Below are 21,624 nucleotides of genomic sequence, written 5' to 3' on the forward strand. Positions count from 1 at the left end.
GTCGGGTCCGCAGATTCTAGCCAATGCGGCCCCTGCCCCGGCCCGGCTGGACACTGGCGCAACAAAGGCTTACCCTAGACTCCATTGCACGTGGCTGGATGCAGCAGCCCGTCGGTTTTTGCGGCCAACGCAGCCCCCGACGACCGTCCCGCTGCTTCAAACCGGACCACCTGGCCGGGCCACGTAGACGACCTCCCCGTAGTTCCGTCGCTGCCGTTTCCTGCGGCGCGTCCTGCTGTTTGATATGTGTGGAATCGCGCCGATCCCGGCGTGTCTGGTGCCCTGGGGCTCCGTGGCGTTGGCCCGGCGAACCCGGTGCCGCGACTGGTCCGTTGCAATCCTGATGTCCATTAGATGACTTCCGAACTCGCGCTCGACGCGAACCCGCCAACCCGGCCGCCCGCCCCCCAGCAGCAGGAAATGCCGCTGGCCGTGGTGCATGGGCAACCGGTCCTGCAGATTCCGCAGGACCTGTACATTCCGCCGGACGCGCTGGAAGTCATCCTGGATGCCTTCGAAGGCCCGCTGGACCTGCTGCTGTACCTGATCCGCCGCCAGAACCTGGATGTCCTGGACATTCCCGTCGCCGAGATCACCCGGCAGTATGTGGAATACATCACCGTGATGCGCGAGCTGCGCTTCGAGCTGGCCGCCGAGTACCTGGTGATGGCCGCGATCCTGGCCGAGGTGAAGTCGCGCATGCTGCTGCCGCGCCCGGTCAGCGAGGAAGGCGATGAAGCCGACCCGCGCGCCGAGCTGGTGCGCCGGCTGCAGGAGTACGAACGCTTCAAGCAGGCCGCCGAGGACATCGACGCCCTGCCCCGCCAGGACCGCGACACCAGCCTGGCCCATGCCTTCATGCCCGAACGCGCTACGGTGAAACTGCCGCCGCCGGTGGATCTGAAGGAGATGCTGCTGGCGCTGCACGACGTGCTCAAGCGCGCCGAGCTGTTCAGCGGCCATGCCATCAAGCGTGAGGCACTGAGCGTGCGGCAACGCATGGGCGAAGTGCTGGGACGCCTGGAAGATGGCAAGTTCTATCGTTTTGAAGGCTTGTTCACGGCCGAAGAAGGCAAGCTGGGCGTGCTGGTCACGTTCCTGGCGGTGCTGGAACTGGCCAAGGAACAGCTGCTGGACATCGTCCAGGAAGAACCGCTGGCGCCGATCTACGTGAAATCGCTGGCCGCCGGCAACACCAACGCCCCGCTGCAGTTCAGCAGCGAGTTCGACGACAACGACGCCGCCAATGCAGACGAGTGAGCGCTGACTGCCGATGGATCAATTGCTGATCAACCGCATTGTCGAAGGTGCGCTGCTGGCCTCCAGCCAGCCGCTCACCCTGGCCCAGCTGAAGGACCTGTTCCCGGAAGAGGAACCGGCACCGCCGGGAAGCATCGAACGCGCACTGGAACGCCTGCGCGAAGCCTGCGAAGGCCGGGGCGTGGAACTGGTCGAGGTCGCCTCCGGCTTCCGCTACCAGGTCACCGGCGAAGTGCATGGCTGGATCAGCCGGCTGTGGACCGAGCGCAAGACCCGCTACACCCGTGCCACCCTGGAAACCCTGGCGCTGATCGCCTACCGGCAACCGATCACCCGCGGCGAGATCGAACAGGTGCGCGGCGTGGCGGTCAGCAGCAACATCATCCAGGCGCTGGAAGAACGCGAATGGATCCGCGTGGTCGGCCACCGCGACGTACCCGGCAAGCCGGCGCTGTTCGGCACCACCAAGGGCTTTCTGGATTATTTCGGCCTGAAGCGATTGGATGAGCTGCCGCCATTGTCGGAACTGAAGGACCTGGGCGAGCTGGAACCCCAGCTGTCCCTGGACCGCGATGCACCGGCAGCGGCAAGCGCCGACGGTCCTGACCTCTCGGCCGGCGACGAAGGCGCTGCCGCGAACGATGATGCCGGCCTGGCCGGCAGTGACACCCCCGATTCCGCCGACGCAGCCCCTGCGCCGGCTTCCGATGAGCAAGCACCTTCGCCCCTCGATGATGGGCACCCCGATTCCGCGCCGGGCGAGCGCGCGGTGCCAGTGAACGAACGCGAAGACAACGCCGTCGCGATGACGACCGTGGCTGTTGACCAAGCCGATTCCGAACCAGAGGCCGACCTCGAAACCGTCGGCCGGAGCAAAACTGATGAGTGACACCCCTCGCAAGCTGTCGTTGAACAAGCTCTCGCTCAAGCGTGAAGCCACCTCCGAACAGTTCAAGTTGGAAGAACGCCTGCACAAGGTGCTGGCACAGGCCGGCCTTGGCTCGCGCCGCGCGCTGGAACAGCGCATCGCCGAAGGCCTGGTCAAGGTCAACGGTGAAGTCGCGCAGACCGGCATGTCGGTCAAGAGCGGCGACAAGATCGAGCTGGATGGCCGTGGCTTCGTCGCCACCGCCCTGGCCGAGCCATCGCGCGTGCTGGTCTACAACAAGCCGGAAGGCGAAGTGACCACCCGCGATGATCCGGAAGGCCGCCCGACCGTGTTCGAATCGCTGCCGCCGCTGAAGGGCGCGCGCTGGATCGCGATCGGCCGCCTCGACATCAACACCACCGGCCTGCTGCTGGCCACCACCGACGGTGAACTGGCCAACGCCATGATGCACCCGTCGTTCGAGGTCGAGCGCGAATACGTGGTGCGCGTGCGCGCGCCGGAAGGCGAGGAAAAGGTCTCCGACGCCATCGTCGACCGCCTCACCCGTGGCGTCGCGCTGGAAGACGGTCCGGCCAAGTTCGACGAGATCGAACGCATCGGCGGCACCGACTCGCACGACTGGTTCCGCGTCGTGGTGAAGGAAGGCCGCAACCGCGAAGTGCGTCGCCTGTGGGAGTCGCAGGGCTGCCAGGTCAGCCGCCTGAAGCGCACCCGCTACGGCAAGGTGAGCCTGCCGCGCGAACTGGCCCGCGGCCATTCGGTGGAACTGGGCACCGCCCAGGTGGAAGCCCTGCGTGCGCAGCTGAAGCTGGAAGAAGGCGCACCGTCGGCACTGACCCTGCAGCCGGTGATCGGCCAGCGCCGTGCCGCCAAGACCACCGTGCGCGTGCGCGAAGGTGGCCGCGGCAACGCCTACGTCAACGGTCACAACACCGCTGACGAAGGCCGCGAGCTGCGTCGTTTCGACAACGTCCGCGAAGATCGCGGCCGTGGTCGCGGCGGCAAGGGCGGCGGCTTCAAAGGCGGCCTGACGGTCAGCGGCGAAGCGGCGGCCAAGCAGTCGCAGAAGCCGTTCAAGCAGCGTGCCCAGAAGAACGACCGTTCGCTGCCGGAAGGCAATCCGGCCGCGTTCCGCACCTGGTACGTGCCGGATGGCGTGAGCACCGGCCCGAGCGGACATCGCAATGCCGGTCCGGGCGCACGTGGCCCGGGTGCCCGTGGTCCGGGCGCAGGCGGCCAGGGCCGTCCGTACGGCAAGCCGAAGGGTCCGGGTGCTGGCGCCGGTGGCGGCTTCGGCGGTGAAGGCCGTGGCGGCGCAGGCGGCCAAGGTCGTCCGGCCGGCGCGGGCAACCGCTCGCAGGGCCAGGGCAACAAGCACCCGTACGGCCATCCGGGCAATGCCCCGAGCTTCCCGTCCGACCACGCCACCCCGGGCTTCAACCCGTATGGCAGCCCGAAGCCGGCGCAGGGCGCCCGTCCGGGCGGTCGCGGTCCGGGCGGTGGCAACAACCGTGGCCCGGGCGGTAACCGTGGTCCCGGTGGTCCGGGTGGCAACCGAGGCCCGGGCGGCCCCGGTGGCAACCGCGGTCCGGGCGGCCCGCGCCGCAGCGGCCCGCGCGGCGGCTGATCAGCGATCCGACTGAAATGAAAAACCCCAGCTCCGGCCGGGGTTTTTCTTTAAAAAGGGGACGGAGGGGATTAAGTCGTTTTTGCCACGGCGTGTGTCGAAGGGGCGAAAGCGACTTAATCCCCTCCGTCCCTTTTTGCGTGGCGCTGGAACGCGGCGGGTGTGGTGCCGGTCATGCTGCGGAAGAAGGCGATGAACGGGCTCTCGGCGGAGAAGCCGGTGTCCTGCGCCACATGCGCGACGCGATGGCCGAGCAGCAGCAGCTCCATGGCCCGCATCAGGCGCCATTGCTGGCGCCAGGCCTGGTAGCTCATGCCGGTATCACGCTGCATTAGCCGGCCAACGGTACGCACGCTCAGGTCCGCACGCGCGGCCAATTCGCCCAGTTCGGGCGGCAACTGTTCGGCCAGCGGCAGACAACGTGCGATCCGCGGATCACGCGGCAGAGGCAGGTCCATCGGCGCCACCGGTGCAGCGACGATTTCCAGCACGCACAACGCCAGTTGATGGTGTGCGCGCGGCGACTGCCAGTCATGGTCGAACGGTGCCTGCGCGATCGGCTCCAGCAAGGCCTGCAGCAGCGGACCTACGCCGATGATGGCCGGCTGGCGGGGCAGCTGGGCCGACAGGGTGGCGTCGAAGTACAACGAACGGTAGTCGACCGCCTGGCGCATCTGCGCGCGATGGCGCAGCCCACCCGGAATCCACGCTGCGCGCGCGGGCGGCAGCAGGCTGACGCGATCACCATAGGTCAGGCGCGTACAGCCCTGCCGGGTGTACAGCAGCTGCGCGCGCGCATGCTGGTGCCAACCCGAGTCGTGATCCGCCAATGAGGCCGCGATACCCAGCACCGGAGCGCCCCAGGCATCGGCGTCGAAGTGTGCATCCGGCTGCAACCAGGCCATGTCTTATTTCATGTATTCGATGACAGGATATACAGAGTGCGCCATTGCGGACGCGACCACAATGCGCGGCCCTGTTCCTGGAGCGCCCGCATGTCGCGCCGCCTGTTGCTGCTCACCATTGCACTGCTGATGTTTCCGCAGTTGGCACAGACCCTGTACAGCCCGGCCCTGGCCGATCTGGCCGAACGCTTCGCCCTGCCGCCGAGTGCCGCCAGCCAGGCCATGAGCCTGTACCTGTTCGGCTTCGCTGCAGGCGTGCTGCTGTGGGGGCGTCTGGCCGATCGTATCGGTCGTCGCCCTGCCCTTCTCTGTGGCCTCGGCGTTTTCGCAGCGGGCGCATTGGGCGGGCTGGTGGCTGGCAGCTTCGGCCACGTGCTGCTGGCCCAGGCGTTGGCCGCAGTCGGCGCCGCCGCCGCTTCGGTGGTGACCCAGACCGTGCTGCGCGACCATCTGCAGGGGCCAGCGTTGGCCCAGGCATTCTCCTGGATCGGCATGGCCCTGGCCCTGAGCCCGGCCATCGGTCTTGCACTGGGCACGCTGCTGGTCGCCGCCAATGGCTATCTCGGCGTACAGTCCGGCCTGCTGCTGATAGCTGTCCTGCTGGCAGTCGCATGCCTGGCTGGCCTGCGCGAAAGCCGCCCTGCACATATCCCGCACACGCCCATGCTGCCGCTGCTGCGGGAACTGCTGCACGATCGCTGGATCTGGTCACACGCGTTGCTGGTGATGGCCTTCAACGTGGCGATGTACAGCTGGTATGCACTCGGCCCCTTCCTGTTTGCGCGCCTGCACTGGCCAGCCACCTGGTTCGGCGCCAGCGGCGCGGTGCTGGCATTGGGCTCGGCACTGGGCGCGTGGGGCAATGGCCGCCTGCTGCGTGCAGGCGTTGCCGCAACCACGCGCATCCGCATCGCCGCAGGCCTGGTTCTGACGGGAGGCCTGCTGGCCGCGCTGCTGCATGATCACCCTGCCCTGGTCGCGGCGATGGTGCCGGTGGTGACTGGCTTCGGCCTTGCCATTCCCAATGTGCTCGGCCAGGCCCTGCGCGGCTATCCACACTGTCTCGGCAGCGCAGGCGCGCTGTTCGGCCTGCTTTACTACCTGTTGATCGGCGCGGCAATGGCGTTGGTCGGTGCAGTGCAGCTGCTGGCACCGACCCTCATCGTGTGTGGCCTGCTGGCCTTGTGGCTGCAGCGGGATCGGTCAGTCGACGGCGGAAGGCCTGGCTGCCGATCGTAACGATGAAAGACTCGCTCCTGCTGCCACGCGGGCAGCAGTGGCCCCGAGGTCCCTGCCCCGGGGCCTGGATCAGAGAACAGCGGGTTACTGCACGTTGATCACTTCGTCCATCGGCGCGAGGAAGTTGCCAGGACTGTTGCGCGACGCCGAGATCACATAGGTCCCGGGTGTTGCGATGGTCGCGGTGCAATGGCGGATGGGCGTGGTGTTGCCACCGTCGTAATTGTCATTGGTACGGCACAGGAACTGACCATTGGCATAGACCGAGAAATTACTCGTTCCATCCACCTGGCCGCCGCCTGTGATGTAGATTTCCGACGGCGAGCCAGCCACACGCGGCAGGGTGCCGATCTCGAATCTGGCCGTCACCGGATGCGGCAACAGGCTAGGACACGGCACAACGAGTCCGTTGTCAGACAGGCAGACCTCGGCGTGGGCGATGGCGGGCGTGGCGATGAGGGCCACGAGCAGCACGGACGTTCTGAACTCCATTCCAGCGTCTCCAATGATCCCAGCAGAATCGCTGGGACGTCCCTGTTAGGCATTGCGGGGTTACTGCAGGGTCAAGGAAACGTAAATGCATGAGCGCCCACAGCATCGGATGGCCGCAGGATCCCTTGTGGGCGGCGCGTTTCACGCCTCCACTGCCGTTGGAACCCATCCCTGACCGATGACCTCATGTCGATGCAGGATGCTCACCGTCGCGCGGCACTTTTCCGGCGCGGATCGACGCTCACACCGCATGCTAGGAATTGCTGCAAACACAAGGCATTGTGCGCCACGCCCGGAATTCACATCAGGGCGCTGGCTATCGTGCGCGCTCTCCCACACCAGGCAGATGCCCATGATCACCATTACCGCCGAACAGGCACGCGCCAACGCCGATGCCGCCAAGCGCCCGATCGAACAGTTCTACCGCGACCTCGACAACTCGATCCAGATCGGCTCGGAGAATGGCCGCCGCTATCTCGTGTTCGGCTTCAGCCAGGTGATGGCCAGCGAGCAGCTTGTCGAAGATGTGACCGCACAACTGCTCAAGAATGGTTTCGATGTCGAACGGTTGTTGAGCGATTCCGAACAGCACTACATCCGCATCAGCTGGGGATCTGCCGAGCCGTCGCGCCTCAGCGCCGGCTGAGGGTGAACGCGGTGCCGTCCACGCCCAGGTCCCAGCCCTTGCCGGTACCGGACAGGGCCAGCGAGATGTCGCCCTTGGTCATCACCTGCGCGTTGCTGGACTTCACCGCACCGGCATGCGCGCCGACCGAGGCGTAAGTACCCAGCAGTTCGTTGACGCTGACCGCGCCGGTGAAGCTGCCACGCCCGTTGGTGATCTTCGACTTGCCCACGGTCAGGCCGCCGCCCTTCATCTGGATGCGCACCGGCATGCTGGCGCCGTTGCTGCAGGTGACCGTGCCATTGCCGGAGGCGGTCTTGTAGATCAGCGACCAGCCGGACAGGTTGTAGCGCAGCTGGCAATCGAGGTTGCCGGCGGCGTGCGCGGCCGGGGCCAGCGATGCGGCGGACAGGGCCAGCAGCAGGGCGAAGGACGTGTTCATGGCAGGACTTCCAGTTCGGTCGGACTGGCGGCGAATCTAGCAGCGCGCGCGTGCACGTTGAATGCAGGCGCGCGTGCTGGTGCGGCGGCGTTCAGGCCATCGCTCAGGCCTGCTCGTCCAGGTGGAAGGCATCGGCATCAAGCATCGCCGGAAAGCGCGCACGGTGTGCGGCCAGCGCCTCGGCCGAGATGGTGGTGGTGACCACCTGTTCGCGCTCGCGGATTTCCACCTGTGGCTGGCCGAGGAAGTCGATCACCGCGCTGTCACCGGCGTAATGCAGCTGGTTGCCATCGACGCCGACACGGTTCACCGCGGCAACGAAGCACAGATTCTCGATCGCACGTGCACGCAGCAGTGTCTTCCACGCATAGGCACGTGCCGACGGCCAGTTGGCGACGAATATCTGCAGGTCGAAATCCAGCTGCTGTGGACGTTCAACGTTGTAGCGGTTGCGGCAGAACACCGGGAAACGCAGGTCGTAGCAGACCTGCGGATTGATCCGCCAGCCCTTCCATTCCACGCTCAGGCGCTCGCGACCGGCCGCATAGCGCTCGTGCTCGCCGCCATAGCGGAACAAGTGGCGCTTGTCGTAGTACTGCAGCTCGCCGTCGGGCGTGGCGAACAGCAGGCGGTTGTAGACGCCCTCGCCCTCGCGCAGCTGCACGCTGCCGATGACCGCCGCGTTCAAGGCCTTGGCCTGCTCGCGCACCCAGGCCACGGTCGGGCCGTCCATGCCTTCGGCCTGGGCGATGGCGTCGTTGGAGAAGCCACTGGTGAAGGTCTCCGGCAGGATCACCAGATCGGTGGTGCCGGCCAGCGGTGCCAGCAGCGCGCCGTAGTACTCACGGTTGCCCGCCGGGTCATGCCAGCGGGTGTCGCCCTGGACGAGGGAAATGCGCAGGTCCTGCATGTTCACGCCTCCGCTCAGAGCAGGCGCAGGCGTTCGATCGCCGCGTCCATCGTTGCTTCATTCTTGGCGAAGCACAGGCGCACCAGGCGCTGGCCGGCCGGCGGGTTCTCGTAGAACGGCGACAGCGGAATGGCAGTGACGCCCTTCTCGATGGTCAGCCACTTCACGAACTCATGGTCCGGCAGGTCGCTGATGGCCGAGTAGTCGACCAGCTGGAAGTAACCGCCCGGCACCGGCAGCGCCTTCAGCCGGGTGCTGGCCAGCTGTTCGCGGAAACGATCGCGCTTGGCCTGGTAGAACGCACCCAGCTCCAGGTGGTGTTCGGGCTCATCGCGGATCATCGCGGCGAAGCCGTACTGCGCCGGGCCGAAGCTGGTGAAGGTGTTGTACTGGTGCACCTTGCGGAACTCGGCGGTCAGCGCCGGCGGGGCGATCGCATAGCCGATCTTCCAGCCAGTGCAGTGGTAGGTCTTGCCGAAACTGGAGATGACGAACGCGCGCTCGCGCAGTTCCGGGTAGCGCAGCGCCGACTCGTGGCGGCGACCGTCATAGATGATGTGTTCGTACACCTCATCGGAGATCAGGTAGATCTGCGTGCCGCGCAGCAGCTCGGCCAGCGCCTGCATGTCCTGCGCCGACAGCATCGCACCGGACGGATTGTGCGGGGTGTTGACGATCAGCATGCGGGTACGCGGGGTGATCGCCGCACGCACGCGGTCCCAGTCGACGGCGAAGGTCTGCGGATCCAGCGACACATGCACGGCCCTGGCGCCGGCCAGATCGATCGCCGGTTCATAGCAGTCATACGCCGGGTCGAGCACGATCACTTCCTCGCCCGCACGCACCACGGCATGGATGGCGTTGAAGATGGCCTCGGTGCCGCCGCTGGTGACGGTGATTTCGCTGTCCGCGTCGACCTGCGCGCCGTAGCAGTCCAGCGCCTTCTGCGCGATGGCCTGGCGCAGCGGCGCCACACCGGTCATCGGCGGGTACTGGTTCAGCCCGGCGGCCATCGCCTTTGCAGTCTCGTCGATCAGACGCTGCGGTGCGGAAAAGTCCGGGAACCCCTGACCGAGGTTGACTGCGCCGTGTTCGGCGGCGAGCTGGGACATCACGGTGAAGATCGTGGTACCGACCTTGGGCAGCTTGGTGGTGGGTTGCATCGGCCTGGGGATATGGGGAGACAGACCCCTGAGTTTACGCAATCCCTGCTTCGGTAGTGCCGGCCGCTGGCCGGCAACCCCAGGCAATCTGCGACGCTGGGTCGCACCTGCCGGCCAGCGGCCGGTACTACCCTGTGAATTCACCGCTACAATTGCCGCCGCACTCCGGCATGAAGACCTTTGCCCCTTGAACACCCCTGCATTGCTGGCCGCCAGCGGCCTGAGCTTTTCCCGCAATGACGAGCCGGTGTTCGGCCCGCTGGACTTCCATGTGGACGCCGGCGAAGCCCTGCTGGTTCAGGGCGGCAATGGCGCCGGCAAGACCACCCTGCTGCGCGTGCTGGCGGGCCTGGCCCGGCCTGGCGCCGGGCAGGTGCAGATCGATGGCAGGCCGGCCGGCAATGCCGAGCGCGCGCGTTACGTCGCCTACCTCAGCCACCTGCCCGCATTGAAGCCCGATCTGGACACGCTGGAGAACCTGCATTTCCTGTGTGGCCTGCACGGCCGTCGCGCACGGCAGATGCCGGGCAACGCGCTGGCCATCGTCGGCCTGGCCGGTTATGAGGACACTCTCGTTCGGCATCTGTCCGCCGGACAGAAGCGGCGGCTGGCACTGGCACGCATCTGGCTGTCACCGGCGCCGTTGTGGCTGCTCGACGAACCCTATGCCAACCTCGACCTGGAGGGCATCACCCTGGTCAACCGGATGATTTCCGCGCATCTGCGTGCCGGCGGCGCTGCACTGGTCACCACCCACGGCGCCTATGCCGCACCGCCGGTGCGTACCCGCCAGCTCGACCTCGGCGGTACCGCATGATCGCGCCAGGCACCGAACCGGGCCTCTGGCAGACCGCGGGCGCCCTGCTCAAGCGCGACCTGCGCCTGCTCTGGCGCCGCCGCGGCGATGCGCTGCAGCCGCTGCTGTTCGCGGTACTGGTGGTGGTGCTGTTCGCGCTCGCCCAGGGCCGCGAACCGCAACTACTGGCCGCCACCGCCGGCGCGGTGCTGTGGCTGGCCGTGCTGCTGGCCGGCCAGCTGTCACTGGATTCACTGTTCCGCTCCGATGCCGAAGACGGCTCGCTGGAGCAATGGCTGCTGGCGCCGGTGCCGCTGGCCTGGCTGGTGCTGGTGCGCGTGCTGCTGCACTGGGCCACCACTGCGCTGCCGCTGATCGTGGTCAGCCCGTTGCTGGCCGAAATGCTGCATCTGCCGCATGACCAGCTGCCGATGTTGCTGGCATCGTTGCTGCTGGGAACACCGTTGCTGAGCCTGATCGGTGGCGTGGTCGCTGCACTGACCGTAGGCATCCGGCGCTCTGGTATTCTCGTGGCGTTGCTGTCGTTGCCGCTGTACGTGCCGGTGCTGGTGTTCGGTGCAGGCAGCCTGGCAGCGGCGGGACGCGGACAGGATCCGGTCGGTGCGCTGCTGATGCTGGGCGCCGGCCTGCTGGTCGCGCTGGTGCTGGCGCCGTTGGCCACCGCCGCTGCAATACGTATTTCTCTGAGTTGACCGAGCTGAGAGCCAATCCACCCCTGCTGGATAGCCGCCACGCATGAATCCGATTGTCCGCTGGTTCCACCAACTCGGTTCGCCCCCCACGTTCGACCGATTCGCTGCCCGCTGGTCGCGGGTGTTCTACCTCGCGGCGGTGCCGGTGCTGCTGGTCGGCATGTGGCAGGCGCTGCTGGTGGTGCCGCCGGAAGCCAAGCAGCTGGACAGCTTCCGCATCCTCTACATCCACGTGCCCAGCGCCTGGATGAGCCTGTTCGTGTTCGCGCTGATGGCGCTGTATGCCGCCATCGCCCTGATCTGGCGGATCAAGGTCTGCGAGATCCTGGCCATGGCCTGCGCACCGATGGGTGCCGGTTTCACCCTGATCACCCTGCTCACCGGCAGCATCTGGGGCAAGGGTACCTGGGGCACCTGGTGGGACTGGGACCCGCGCATGACCAGTGAGCTGGTGCTGCTGTTCCTGTACCTGGGCGTGATCGGCCTGTATCACGCCATCGAGGACCGCCGCAGCGCCGCACGCGCAGCCGGCCTGCTGGCCATCGTCGGAGTCAGCCTGCTGCCGGTGATCCGCTATTCGGTGGACTGGTGGGGCGGCCTGCACCAGCGCCAGTCGATCAACGTGTTCGGTGAATCGGCGATCAGCAGCGCGATGATCGCGCCACTGTGGTGGATGGTGATCGGCACCAAGTTCTGGTTCGCTGGTTCGGTGCTGGCCAAGGCCCGCGCCGACAATCTCGACCGCGAGGCCGGCAAGGCCTGGGTCGGTGGTCGCGTCGATGCCGCACGTGCGGCCGGGGAGGCCCAATCATGACCCACCTGCCCTATGTGATCGGCGCCTACGCCGTGTTCGTGCTGGTACTCGGCGCCGATGCCATCGGTTCGTGGCTGCGCCTGCGCGTGGCACGCCGGTTGGCGCTGGCACGCCAGCAGCGGCAGCAGACCCGCGCCGTCAAACAGGACGCTGCGGCGCCGCTGTCGACGGAGCTGGAACGATGACGCCGGTACAACGTCGCCGCCTGGTCTGGGTACTGCTGGCCCTGCTCGCCTCCGGGCTGGCCACCGCGCTGGTGGCGATGGCGCTGGAACGCAACATCGCCTACCTGTACACGCCTTCGGAAGTGCTGCGCGGCGATGTCGATGCGCAGTCGCGGTTCCGCCTGGGCGGCATGGTGGTGAAGGGCTCCTTCAACCGCCCGGTCGGTTCGCTGGAAGCACGTTTTGAAGTGACCGACGGCGATGCCCAGCTGGCGGTGACCACGTCGCGGATCCTGCCGGACATGTTCGCCGAAGGCACGGCGGTGGTTGCCAGCGGCCGCATGCAGGACGGCACCTTCGTCGCCGACGAGGTGCTGGCCAAGCACGATGAAAAATACGTGCCGAAGGAAGTGGCCGACAAGATGGGCGACGCCCATCGCAAGCACGACGTGCCGGTGACGGCACCCGAGGTGCGCTGAGTGCTGCCCGAACTGGGTCAGATCCTGCTGCTGTGCGCGTTGCTGGCCTCGCTGCTGCAGGCCGGCCTGCCGCTGGTCGGCGCGCAGCGCAACAACAACGCGTGGATGGCGGTGGCACGACCTGCCGCGTTCGCGCAGCTGCTGCTGGTCGCCGGCGCCTTCGCGGTGCTCACCGCTGCGTTCGTGCAGCAGGACTTCTCGGTGCGCTACGTGGCCGAGAACTCCAATTCGCTGCTGCCGATGATCTACCGCTACTCGGCGGTGTGGGGTGCGCACGAGGGCTCACTGCTGATGTGGGCGCTGGTGCTGGCGCTGTGGACCGGCGCAGTGGCGCTGTTCTCGCGGCACCTGCCGGCACCGGTGCAGGCGCGTGTACTGGCGGTGATGGGCATCGTCAGCGTCGGATTCCTCGCCTTCCTGATCTTCACCTCCAACCCGTTCCTGCGCCTGAATCCGGCCCCGCTGGAAGGCCGTGATCTCAACCCGCTGCTGCAGGACCCGGGCCTGATCATCCATCCGCCGATGCTGTACATCGGTTACGTGGGCTTTGCTGTGCCGTTCGCGTTCGCGGTGGCGGCACTGCTGGAAGGCCGCGTCGACGCGCGCTGGCTACGCTGGACGCGGCCGTGGACCAACATCGCCTGGGGCTTCCTGACCCTGGGCATCGCGCTGGGCAGCTGGTGGGCGTATTACGAGCTGGGCTGGGGCGGCTGGTGGTTCTGGGACCCGGTGGAAAATGCCAGCTTCATGCCGTGGCTGGTCGGTGCGGCACTGATCCATTCGCAGGCGGTCACTGAGAAGCGCGGCACCTTCGGCAGCTGGACTCTGCTGCTGGCGATCGCGGCCTTCGCGCTGTCGCTGCTCGGCACCTTCCTGGTGCGCTCCGGTGTGCTGACCAGCGTGCATTCGTTCGCCGCCGATCCCTCGCGCGGCCTGTTCATCCTGGTGTTCCTGTCGGTGCTGGTCGGCGGCAGCCTGCTGCTTTACGCGTTGCGTGCCAGCCAGCTGAGCGTGGACGCCGACGATCCGCGCCGTGGCTTCACCGCCACCTCGCGCGAGACCCTGCTGCTGGCCAACAACCTGCTGCTGGCCACCGCCTGCGCGATGGTGCTGCTCGGCACGCTGTACCCGCTGCTGGCCGATGCGCTGTCGCTGGGCAAGATCTCGGTCGGCCCGCCCTACTTCGGCAGCCTGTTCCTGCTGCTGATGGCGCCGATGATTCTGCTGCTGCCGTTCGGCCCGCTGGTGAAGTGGCAGCGCGACCAGCCCTCGCGCGCGTTCGCGCTGCTGGCACCCTGGCTGGGGCTGGCGGTGCTGCTGGGTGCGCTGGCCTGGTGGCAGGCGCCGCAGAACGGCTGGAAGGCCGGTCTCGGTGTCGCTGCCGCGGTCTGGGTCGGCTTCGGTACCGCACGTTTCGTCTGGCAGCGACTGCGCGGCAATGGCCGCTTCACCGCCGAAATGCTCGGCATGATCGTCGCCCATGCCGGCATCGCCGTGTTCCTGGCCGGTGCGCTGCTGGTGGAAGCCCTGAACGTACAGCGTGAAGTGGCGCTGGCACCGGGCCAACAGGTGGTGGTCGGCCGCCACGAGGTGCGCTTCGAGGGCGTGGACCATCGTGAAGGACCGAACTTCATCGCCGACCGCGGCCACCTGCGCGTGTTCCGCAACGGCCGCGAGCTGGCCCTGCTGCATCCGGAAAAGCGCCAGTACGCCAGCGGCGGCCAGGTGATGACCGAGGCCGGCATCGATGCACGCCTCGATGGTGATGTCTACGTGGCATTGGGCGAGCCGCTGGGCAACAATGCATGGGCGGTCCGGGTGCACATCAAGCCGTTCGTGCGCTGGATCTGGCTGGGCGCGCTGTTGATGGCCCTGGGCGGATTCATCACCGCCGCCGACCGCCGCTTCCGTCGTCCGTAGGAGTTTCCATGTCCGAGTCCCCCGCCCCGCGCCCCTCCCGCCCGCTGCCGCCGGTAGCCATCGTGATCGGCGTGCTGTTCTTCTTCGGCCTGCTCGGGCTGATGATCTACGGGGTGATGAAATCGGGTGACCCGCAGCGCGACGTGCTGCCATCGGCGCTGATCGACAAGCCGGCGCCGGCGTTCGCGCTGCCGGTGCTGCACGACCCGGAAATGATCGTGCACAGCGACGATCTGCGCGGCGCGCCTTACCTGTTGAACGTGTGGGGCAGCTGGTGCGCGGCCTGCCGCGAGGAACACCCGGTGCTGACCCGTTTCGCCGAGAGCAAGCGCGTGCGCGTGATCGGCTACAACTGGAAGGATGAACCGACCGATGCCCTGCATTGGCTGGAACAGCTGGGCAACCCGTTCATGGTCGTGCTCAGCGACGTGGAAGGCCGCACCGCGATCGACTGGGGCGTGACCGCCGCACCGGAGACCTTCCTGGTCGATGGCAGCGGCGTCGTGCGCTGGAAGTACAGCGGTGCGATGACCCAGCGCGTGGTCGACGAGAAGCTGATCCCGGCACTGGAGAAGATCGAGAAGGCCCAGGGCAATGCCGGCAACACCCTGCATACGGCGCCCTGAACCGATGCGCTGGCTGCTGGCGCTGCTGCTCCTGATGCTGCCGTTGGCCGCGCTGGCCCAGCAGCCGCTGCACGACCCGCAGCCGCTGCAGTTCCGCGATGGCGCCGAGGAACGCCGCTTCCACGACCTGGCCGCGCAGCTGCGCTGCGTGCAGTGCCAGAACCAGTCGTTGGCCGACTCGAACGCGCAGATCGCGCAGGACCTGCGCCGCGAGGTGCTGCAGCTGATGCAGCAGGGCCGCGACGACGCACAGATCAAGCAGTTCCTGGTCGCGCGCTACGGTGAGTTCGTGCTCTATCAACCGCCTCTACAGCCGGGCACCTGGCTGCTGTGGGGCGGTCCGCTGCTGGTGCTGGGCGCCGGCGCGCTGGTGGTACTGGGCATCGTCCGCCGCCGTGGCCGCACGGTTGCTGCCGCCCCCGCCAGCAAGACCGATGAAGGAGACGGATGGTGAGCCATTGGCTGCCGATGCTGGCTGGACTGGTGGCCGCACTGATGGCGGCGCTGGTGCTGTGGCCGCTGCGCCACCACGGTCGCCGCGGTTTCGTGGTGGGCGTGCTCGCGCTGGGCGTGGCCGGTGCCTGCCTGTATCTGCTGGTTGGTGATCCGCGTGCAGCACAGGTACAACCGACCCCGTCGGTAGCCACCCTGCGCGATGGTGTGCAGGCCCTGCAGGATGCACTGAAGCGAGACCCGCAGCGAGCCGATGGCTGGGCGTTGCTGGGCCGGTCGCAGGCCGAGCTGGGCAACGCCGCCGCCGCAGCGGATGCCTTCGCACGTGCTGCCGCTCTCGCCCCGGAAGACCCCGGCGTGCTGGTGGAAGCGGCGCAGGCACGTGCGCAGGCCGATGCCGGCAAGCAGTTCGATGACACCGCGATGGCCTGGTTGCAGCAGGCTCGTGCGCTGGCGCCCGATGCAGAGCGCGCCAGCTGGCTACTGGGCATCGCCCTGCGCCAACGCGGAAAGAACGCCGAGGCTGCCGACGTCTGGAGCGGCCTGCTGCCACGGCTTGAGCCCGGCGCCGCGCAGGCGCTGCAGGCGCAGATCGCCATCGCCCGCGAAGCCGCCGGCCAGGCGCCCGATGCTGCCGCTGCGACGCCACCGGCGCTGCTGCAGGTGCGCGTGCAACTGCCTGCGCTGAACAACGCCGAGTGGCCCGCCAGCACCCAGGTATTCGTGCTGGCCCGCGCCGTGGGTGGACCGCCGATGCCGGTGGCCGCACGCAAGCTGCCTCTGGCCGGTTTCCCGGCCACGGTCGGGCTGGGCGACGCAGACAGCCCGATGCCGACCGCACCGTTGTCCGCGCATCGCGAAGTGGAAGTGCTGGCACGCATCTCGCGCAGCGGCAGTGCCAACCGCGGCGAGGACGATCTGCAGAGCGTGCCGGTGAAGGTGAGCCTGCCGCATGAAGGCGTGGTGGAGCTGCGGTTCCCGTAGTGCCGGCCGCTGGCGGGCAACCACGCGGGCGCATCCAGATTCATGAGGTTGCCGGCCAGCGGGCGGCACTACCGGGTGCATCGCCGATGGAAACCAGCGTGTCGCCAGCTCCACATGCGGCCCCGCTAGAATGACTGCATGACCGAATTCATCCCGCCCAGCACCCGCTTCCACGCCCTGCCCTCGCCGTTCCCGTTCAAGCGCGGTGGCGCCCTGCACGGCGCACGCGTGGCCTACGAAACCTGGGGAACGCTGGCCGCCAACGCCAGCAACGCGATCCTGATCGTGACCGGCCTGTCGCCGGACGCGCATGCAGCGGCCAACGAGGCCAACCCGGCACCGGGCTGGTGGGAAGGCATGGTCGGCCCCGGCAAGCCGATCGATACCGACCGCTGGTTCGTGGTCTGCGTGAATTCGCTGGGCAGCTGCAAGGGCTCGACCGGTCCCGCCTCGCTCAACCCGGCCACGGGCCAACCGTATCGCCTCGACTTCCCCGAGCTGTCGATCGAAGACGGCGCACGCGCCGCGATCGAAGTCGTGCGTGCACTGGGCATCGAACAGCTGGCCTGCGTGGTCGGCAATTCAATGGGCGGCATGACCGCACTCGCGGTACTGATGCTGCACCCGGGCATTGCGCGCAGCCACGTCAACATTTCCGGCAGTGCGCAGGCACTGCCGTTCTCGATCGCGATCCGTTCACTGCAGCGCGAGGCGATCCGCCTTGATCCACGCTGGAATGGCGGCCACTACGACGATGCCGAGTATCCCGAGTCCGGCATGCGCATGGCGCGCAAGCTGGGCGTGATCACCTACCGTTCGGCACTGGAATGGGATGGGCGCTTCGGCCGCGTGCGGCTGGATTCGGACCAGGCCGACGACGATCCGTTCGGCCTCGAATTCCAGGTGGAAAGCTATCTGGAAGGCCATGCACGGCGCTTCGTGCGCTTCTTCGATCCGAACTGCTATCTGTACCTGAGCCGTTCGATGGACTGGTTCGACCTGGCCGAATACGCCGACGGTGATGTGCTGGCCGGGCTGGCGAAGATCCGGGTGGAGAAGGCGCTGGCGATCGGCGCCAACACCGACATCCTGTTCCCGGTGCAGCAGCAGCAACAGGTCGCCGACGGCCTGCGCGCAGGCGGTGCCGATGCGCGCTTCATCGGCCTGGAGTCGCCGCAGGGCCATGACGCCTTCCTCGTCGATTTCGAGCGTTTCGGCCCGGCCGTGCGCGGCTTCCTCGACGCGCTGTAAGTGGCATGGCGGCGTAACCTCGCGCTGGCCGCATTCGGTGCGTTGATCGCACTGACGGTCAGCGGCGTGCTGCCGCTGTGGCTGGGCGGTTGGTGCCTGCTCGCCAGCGCAGTGTCGTTCGGCCTGTACGGCCACGACAAGCGCGCGGCGCAGCGAAAGCAGTGGCGGATTCCCGAGCGCACACTGCAGTTGCTGGCTTTTGCCGGCGGTTGGCCGGGCGGGCTGCTGGGCCAGGCGCTGTTCCGCCACAAGCATCGCAAAGCCGGATTCCAGTGGGTGTTCTGGCTGTGCGTGCTGGCCAACGTGGCCTCGATCGCGGTGATGCTGCGCGAGTTCTCGCGGTAACCGTTCAAATGGGTAGTGCCGGCCGCTGGCCGGCAATTCCGTATCCATATCAAGCGCCATGAGGTTGCCGGCCAGCGGCCGGCACTACCATTCACGCTTCGCGCACCAGAACCCCATCACGCAACCGGTACTGCGCATCCACCACGCCGTCGGGCAGGTCGTCGTGGGTGATCATCAGCAGGCTGCGCCCGTCCAGCAACCCGGAGAGGTCCTGCAGCAACGCACGTGCGGTATCCACGTCCAGGCCTTCGGTCGGTTCGTCCAGCAGCAGAATCGGCGCATTGCGCAGCAGCGCGCGCGCCAGCGCCAGGCGTCGTGCCTGGCCGGCCGACATCGTCGCGCCGTTCTCGCCCACCCAGGTCTGCAGGCCACCGTTGCGCTCGGCCCACTCGCCCAGACGCACGCGACGCAGTACCGCCCACAACGCTGCGTCACTGGCATCGGGATCACCCAATCGCAGGTTCTCGGCCACGCTGCCGGCAAACACCGGCGCGTTCTGCGGCAGCCACGCCAGTTGCCGGTGCCAGTCGGCCTGGGCGAAATCACGCAGGTCGCGGCCCCCGTAGGTCAACCGACCCTGTTGCGGATCCCATAGCCGCAGCAGCAGGCTCGACAGGGTGGTCTTGCCACTGCCGCTGTCGCCGCGAATCGCGATCCGCTCGCCCGGCGCCAGGGTCAGCTGCAGGCCGGACAACACCGGCCGCGCCGCACCGGGCCACTGGAAGTGCACGTCATCCCAATGCACGCGCGCGGCCTGCGGCACCGCCTGCGGCGCCTGCGGGTCCTCCACCGTCGGCGGTTGCTCGACGATGGCCTGCAGGCGATCGGCGGCGATGCGCCCGGACTGCAGCGACTGCCAGGCCAGGCCCATGCCGGCCCACAGTTCGATCAGTGCCACGGTGAGGAACACCAGACCCGCCGCCATTTCCGGCGCGATGCGCTGCTGTTCGGCCGCATGCAGGGCCAACGCCAGCATCGCCACCAGGCCCAGCCCGGCGACCAGGCCATGCAGGGTCGAGGCCGCGATCAGGCGCCAGCGCCGACGACGATCCCGCGAAGCCAGCTGCTTGGCCGCCACGCGCACCTTCAACTGCCACGCTGCATCGGCATGCAACGCGGCCAGATCACCCGCGCCCTCCAGTCCTTCGAAGGCTGCGGTACGCAGGGCAGCACGATGCGCGGCACGGTCGGCTTCCTCATCGTCGCGACCGCGCACGCCCAGCCACGGCACACCGAAGGCGATCAGCAGCGCCAGCACCGCCAGCAGTACCGCCGCAGACGGCAGGATCACAGCGGCCGAGGCGATCGCCACCAGTGACAGCGCACCCAGCGCCACCAGCGGCCCGATCGCACGCACCAGCAGGCCATCCACCTCATTGATGTCACCCAGCAGGCGTGCCAGCAGTTCGCCGGTACGCGTGGCCCCCAGCCGCGCCGGTGCCAGTGGCAGCGCGCGGCGGAAGAACCACACGCGCAGATCGCGGGCGATGCGCAGCGTGGCATCGTGGCCGACCAGCTTCTCGAAGTAGCGCGACACGATGCGCGCCATGGTCAGGCCGCGGATGCCGGCCGACGGCGAAAAGAAGTTGAAGCCCTGCGCCAGCCCGGCCGCACCGGCCAGCGCAGCGGCGGTCAGGAAGCCACCGGACAGGCCCAGCAGGGCGGTGCCGGCCAGCATCGTGATCCACAGCAGCAGCACGGTCAGCAGCAGGCGCGGGCGATGGCGCAGGAACACCGCGCGCAGCGAATCAGGCGAACGGCTCATGCGCGCACCGCCTGTGCCGGCTCGACCAGGCGGCCTTCCGGCAACAGCAGGCAGCGGTCGGCCCAGGCGATCACCGCAGGGCTGTGGGTGGCGACCACCACGCTGCGGCCGCGTGCATAGGCGGCCAGGCTGCGCAGCAACGCCGCTTCGGTATCGGCATCGAGGAACGCGGTGGGTTCATCAAGCAGCAGCACCTGCGGGTCGCGCAGCAGCAGGCGGGCCAGGCCGATGCGGCGTGCTTCACCACCGGACAGGCCGAAACCACGCTCGCCGATCACGGTATCCAGCCCCTGCGGCAGGCGTTGCGCGAACTGCAGTACCTGCGAGGCCTCGGCGACCGCGCGCAGGCGTGCATCGCTGGCACCGGGATCAGCCAGCCGCAGGTTGTCGGCGATGCTGCCGTGGAACAGGTACGGCCGCTGGCTGGCGTACGCCACCTGCACGCCGGGCCGCAGCTGCAGCTTGCCGGCACGCGGCGGCAACCACCCCGCCAGCGCTTCCAGCAACGTGCTCTTGCCGGACCCGCTGGGACCGACCAGTGCCAGGCGCTGGCCCGGTTCCAGCAGCACGTCCAGATCCTGCAGCACATCATGCGGCGCACCCAGCGGGCGCAGCACCAGACCCTGCGCCTGCAGCGGCGGCAAGGCAGCCTCGGCCGGTTCCACCGCCAACGGTGCAACCTCGCTTTCGATCAAGCCCTGCTCCCCGGGCAGCGACTGCAGCAGGCGCTCCACCTCGGCGGCGGCAGCCAGTGCGTTGGCACGATCGTGGTAGTGCGCGGCCAGACGCCGTAGCGGCGCGTAGAACTCCGGCGCCAGCAGCAGGCAGAACAGCCCAGCGCCCAGCGTCGGCACTGCTGCATGCAGCGTCATCAGGCCCAGATAACTCAGGCCCAGGTACAGCGCAACCATCGCCACGCTCACCGAGGCGAAGAATTCCAGCACCGTGGACGACAGGAAGGCGATGCGCAGCACCTTCATCGTACGCACGCGCACGCCTTCGGCGGCGGCCGCGATGCCGTCCAGTTCGGCCTCGCCGCGGCCATACAGGCGCAGCAGGCCCAGACCCTTGATGCGGTCGGCGAAGTGGCCGCTCATCCGCGCCAGCTCGCCCAGCTGCGCACGGCCGGCGGCTTCAGCGCCCCAGCCCACCAGCATCATGAAGAACGGCACCAGCGGTGCGGTGAACAGCAGGATCAGCGCCACCACCCAATCCACCCAGGCCACTGCGGCCAGGATCAGCAGCGGCACCACCACCACTTCGGTGCGCACCGGCAGGAAGCCGCTGTAATAGCTCTCGATCGCATCACCGTGATGCAGCATCAGTTCGCCCAGCTCGCCGGTGCGGCGCTGGCGCAGCCACAGCGGCCCATGCCCAAGCAGGCGCGCGAACACACGCTCGCGCAGCGCCAACCGCGCGGCATCGGCCACATCACCGGCAGCCGCCTGGGTGGCGCTGCCCAGCAGCGTGCGCAGCACCAGGATCACCGCCAGCCCAGCGAGCACCGGCAGGCCCGACGCCAGCGGTGCGCGCTCCACCAGCACCTGCTGCACCAGCCAGGCGATGGCAGCGGCCTGGCCGATCAGCAGCGCCCCGGACAGGCTGATGCACAGCGCCGCCAGCCGCTGGCGACCTCGAGCGGAGCGCGCAAGATCGGCCAGCCAGGCGGTGCGGGCACGCCGCTGGCGGGTCGTTTCGGCTTCCGGGGAAAGGCCGTCAGGGGTCGTTTCGGCAGCGCTCAAGGGGTCTTCACGGGTAACAG

General features: G+C 68.0%; 23 protein-coding genes. 16 read left to right on the forward strand and 7 right to left on the reverse strand.

Going from position 1 to position 21,624, the window contains the following annotated elements:
- Positions 1 to 354: 354 nt before the first annotated feature.
- The 3 genes from ACZK3W_RS14950 to ACZK3W_RS14960 are packed head-to-tail and all read left to right on the forward strand — an operon-like array spanning position 355 to position 3,776.
- Positions 355 to 1,260, forward strand: coding sequence for a segregation and condensation protein A (locus tag ACZK3W_RS14950; protein WP_006456456.1), 906 nt, complete (start codon positions 355 to 357; stop codon positions 1,258 to 1,260).
- Between the two features lie 13 nt (positions 1,261 to 1,273).
- The gene (gene scpB / locus ACZK3W_RS14955) at positions 1,274 to 2,149 is read left to right on the forward strand and encodes an SMC-Scp complex subunit ScpB (RefSeq protein WP_134951545.1); all 876 of its coding nucleotides are present in this window, start codon (positions 1,274 to 1,276) and stop codon (positions 2,147 to 2,149) included.
- A complete protein-coding gene (locus ACZK3W_RS14960; protein WP_197615987.1) occupies positions 2,142 to 3,776 on the forward strand; it encodes a pseudouridine synthase in 1,635 nt (544 codons plus the stop codon). Before scpB ends, ACZK3W_RS14960 begins: the two co-directional genes overlap by 8 nt.
- 116 nt (positions 3,777 to 3,892) lie before the next feature.
- On the opposite strand, the gene ACZK3W_RS14965 is transcribed toward ACZK3W_RS14960, so the two are convergent.
- Complete coding sequence (locus ACZK3W_RS14965; RefSeq protein WP_197615988.1) at positions 3,893 to 4,681, reverse strand: helix-turn-helix domain-containing protein; 789 nt, start codon at positions 4,679 to 4,681, stop codon at positions 3,893 to 3,895.
- Between the two features lie 90 nt (positions 4,682 to 4,771).
- On the opposite strand from ACZK3W_RS14965, the gene ACZK3W_RS14970 reads away from it, so the two are divergent.
- Positions 4,772 to 5,920, forward strand: coding sequence for an MFS transporter (locus tag ACZK3W_RS14970; RefSeq protein ID WP_197615989.1), 1,149 nt, complete (start codon positions 4,772 to 4,774; stop codon positions 5,918 to 5,920).
- An 84-nt stretch (positions 5,921 to 6,004) separates the two neighbouring features.
- Here the strand turns inward: ACZK3W_RS14970 and ACZK3W_RS14975 are convergent, their stop codons facing one another.
- Positions 6,005 to 6,412: a hypothetical protein gene (locus ACZK3W_RS14975; protein WP_049401113.1), complete on the reverse strand. Its 408-nt coding sequence runs from the start codon at positions 6,410 to 6,412 to the stop codon at positions 6,005 to 6,007.
- A 352-nt stretch (positions 6,413 to 6,764) separates the two neighbouring features.
- Here ACZK3W_RS14975 and ACZK3W_RS14980 point away from each other — a divergent pair, with 352 nt between their 5' ends.
- Entirely contained in the window at positions 6,765 to 7,058 is a 294-nt protein-coding gene (locus ACZK3W_RS14980; protein WP_121505078.1) for a hypothetical protein, read from the forward strand.
- On the opposite strand, the gene ACZK3W_RS14985 is transcribed toward ACZK3W_RS14980, so the two are convergent.
- The 3 genes from ACZK3W_RS14985 to ACZK3W_RS14995 form a co-directional block, all read right to left on the reverse strand.
- Positions 7,045 to 7,479: a hypothetical protein gene (locus tag ACZK3W_RS14985; protein ID WP_071229733.1), complete on the reverse strand. Its 435-nt coding sequence runs from the start codon at positions 7,477 to 7,479 to the stop codon at positions 7,045 to 7,047. The two genes, ACZK3W_RS14980 and ACZK3W_RS14985, sit on opposite strands and share 14 nt — an antisense overlap.
- 103 nt (positions 7,480 to 7,582) lie before the next feature.
- Complete coding sequence (locus ACZK3W_RS14990) at positions 7,583 to 8,389, reverse strand: amidohydrolase (RefSeq protein WP_125894435.1); 807 nt, start codon at positions 8,387 to 8,389, stop codon at positions 7,583 to 7,585.
- Between the two features lie 14 nt (positions 8,390 to 8,403).
- Positions 8,404 to 9,552 (reverse strand): pyridoxal phosphate-dependent aminotransferase, encoded by a 1,149-nt coding sequence (locus tag ACZK3W_RS14995; protein ID WP_197615990.1) that lies wholly within the window; start codon positions 9,550 to 9,552, stop codon positions 8,404 to 8,406.
- A 187-nt stretch (positions 9,553 to 9,739) separates the two neighbouring features.
- Here ACZK3W_RS14995 and ccmA point away from each other — a divergent pair, with 187 nt between their 5' ends.
- The 11 genes from ccmA to ACZK3W_RS15050 all read left to right on the forward strand — a co-directional run bounded on the left by ccmA (position 9,740) and on the right by ACZK3W_RS15050 (position 18,097).
- On the forward strand, positions 9,740 to 10,369 hold the full coding sequence (ccmA, locus tag ACZK3W_RS15000; RefSeq protein ID WP_032129784.1) for a heme ABC exporter ATP-binding protein CcmA: 630 nt from the start codon (positions 9,740 to 9,742) through the stop codon (positions 10,367 to 10,369).
- Positions 10,366 to 11,061: a heme exporter protein CcmB gene (ccmB, locus tag ACZK3W_RS15005; RefSeq protein WP_006456616.1), complete on the forward strand. Its 696-nt coding sequence runs from the start codon at positions 10,366 to 10,368 to the stop codon at positions 11,059 to 11,061. The genes ccmA and ccmB overlap by 4 nt, the downstream gene beginning before the upstream one ends.
- 43 nt (positions 11,062 to 11,104) lie before the next feature.
- Positions 11,105 to 11,875, forward strand: a complete 771-nt coding sequence (gene ccmC, locus ACZK3W_RS15010) for a heme ABC transporter permease CcmC (protein ID WP_049460760.1) — start codon at positions 11,105 to 11,107, stop codon at positions 11,873 to 11,875.
- Positions 11,872 to 12,060 (forward strand): heme exporter protein CcmD, encoded by a 189-nt coding sequence (locus ACZK3W_RS15015; RefSeq protein ID WP_032129786.1) that lies wholly within the window; start codon positions 11,872 to 11,874, stop codon positions 12,058 to 12,060. The genes ccmC and ACZK3W_RS15015 overlap by 4 nt, the downstream gene beginning before the upstream one ends.
- On the forward strand, positions 12,057 to 12,518 hold the full coding sequence (gene ccmE / locus ACZK3W_RS15020; RefSeq protein ID WP_100440627.1) for a cytochrome c maturation protein CcmE: 462 nt from the start codon (positions 12,057 to 12,059) through the stop codon (positions 12,516 to 12,518). The genes ACZK3W_RS15015 and ccmE overlap by 4 nt, the downstream gene beginning before the upstream one ends.
- The gene (locus ACZK3W_RS15025) at positions 12,519 to 14,438 is read left to right on the forward strand and encodes a heme lyase CcmF/NrfE family subunit (protein ID WP_121505074.1); all 1,920 of its coding nucleotides are present in this window, start codon (positions 12,519 to 12,521) and stop codon (positions 14,436 to 14,438) included.
- Positions 14,439 to 14,446: 8 nt separating this feature from the next.
- The gene (locus tag ACZK3W_RS15030; protein ID WP_197615991.1) at positions 14,447 to 15,064 is read left to right on the forward strand and encodes a DsbE family thiol:disulfide interchange protein; all 618 of its coding nucleotides are present in this window, start codon (positions 14,447 to 14,449) and stop codon (positions 15,062 to 15,064) included.
- Between the two features lie 4 nt (positions 15,065 to 15,068).
- Positions 15,069 to 15,518, forward strand: coding sequence for a cytochrome c-type biogenesis protein (locus ACZK3W_RS15035; protein WP_121505072.1), 450 nt, complete (start codon positions 15,069 to 15,071; stop codon positions 15,516 to 15,518).
- A complete protein-coding gene (locus ACZK3W_RS15040) occupies positions 15,512 to 16,501 on the forward strand; it encodes a c-type cytochrome biogenesis protein CcmI/CycH (RefSeq protein ID WP_197615992.1) in 990 nt (329 codons plus the stop codon). The genes ACZK3W_RS15035 and ACZK3W_RS15040 overlap by 7 nt, the downstream gene beginning before the upstream one ends.
- Positions 16,502 to 16,639: 138 nt before the next feature.
- Positions 16,640 to 17,752, forward strand: a complete 1,113-nt coding sequence (metX, locus tag ACZK3W_RS15045; RefSeq protein ID WP_197615993.1) for a homoserine O-acetyltransferase MetX — start codon at positions 16,640 to 16,642, stop codon at positions 17,750 to 17,752.
- Positions 17,753 to 18,097, forward strand: a complete 345-nt coding sequence (locus ACZK3W_RS15050; RefSeq protein ID WP_197615994.1) for a DUF1294 domain-containing protein — start codon at positions 17,753 to 17,755, stop codon at positions 18,095 to 18,097.
- Between the two features lie 91 nt (positions 18,098 to 18,188).
- Here the strand turns inward: ACZK3W_RS15050 and cydC are convergent, their stop codons facing one another.
- Together cydC and cydD are read right to left on the reverse strand one after the other, a co-directional pair.
- On the reverse strand, positions 18,189 to 19,862 hold the full coding sequence (gene cydC / locus ACZK3W_RS15055; RefSeq protein ID WP_132810503.1) for a thiol reductant ABC exporter subunit CydC: 1,674 nt from the start codon (positions 19,860 to 19,862) through the stop codon (positions 18,189 to 18,191).
- A complete protein-coding gene (gene cydD, locus ACZK3W_RS15060; RefSeq protein ID WP_125894450.1) occupies positions 19,859 to 21,604 on the reverse strand; it encodes a thiol reductant ABC exporter subunit CydD in 1,746 nt (581 codons plus the stop codon). Before cydD ends, cydC begins: the two co-directional genes overlap by 4 nt.
- Between the last annotated feature and the right edge of the window lie 20 nt (positions 21,605 to 21,624).

The organism is Stenotrophomonas sp. 80084_Sma (assembly GCF_056481995.1).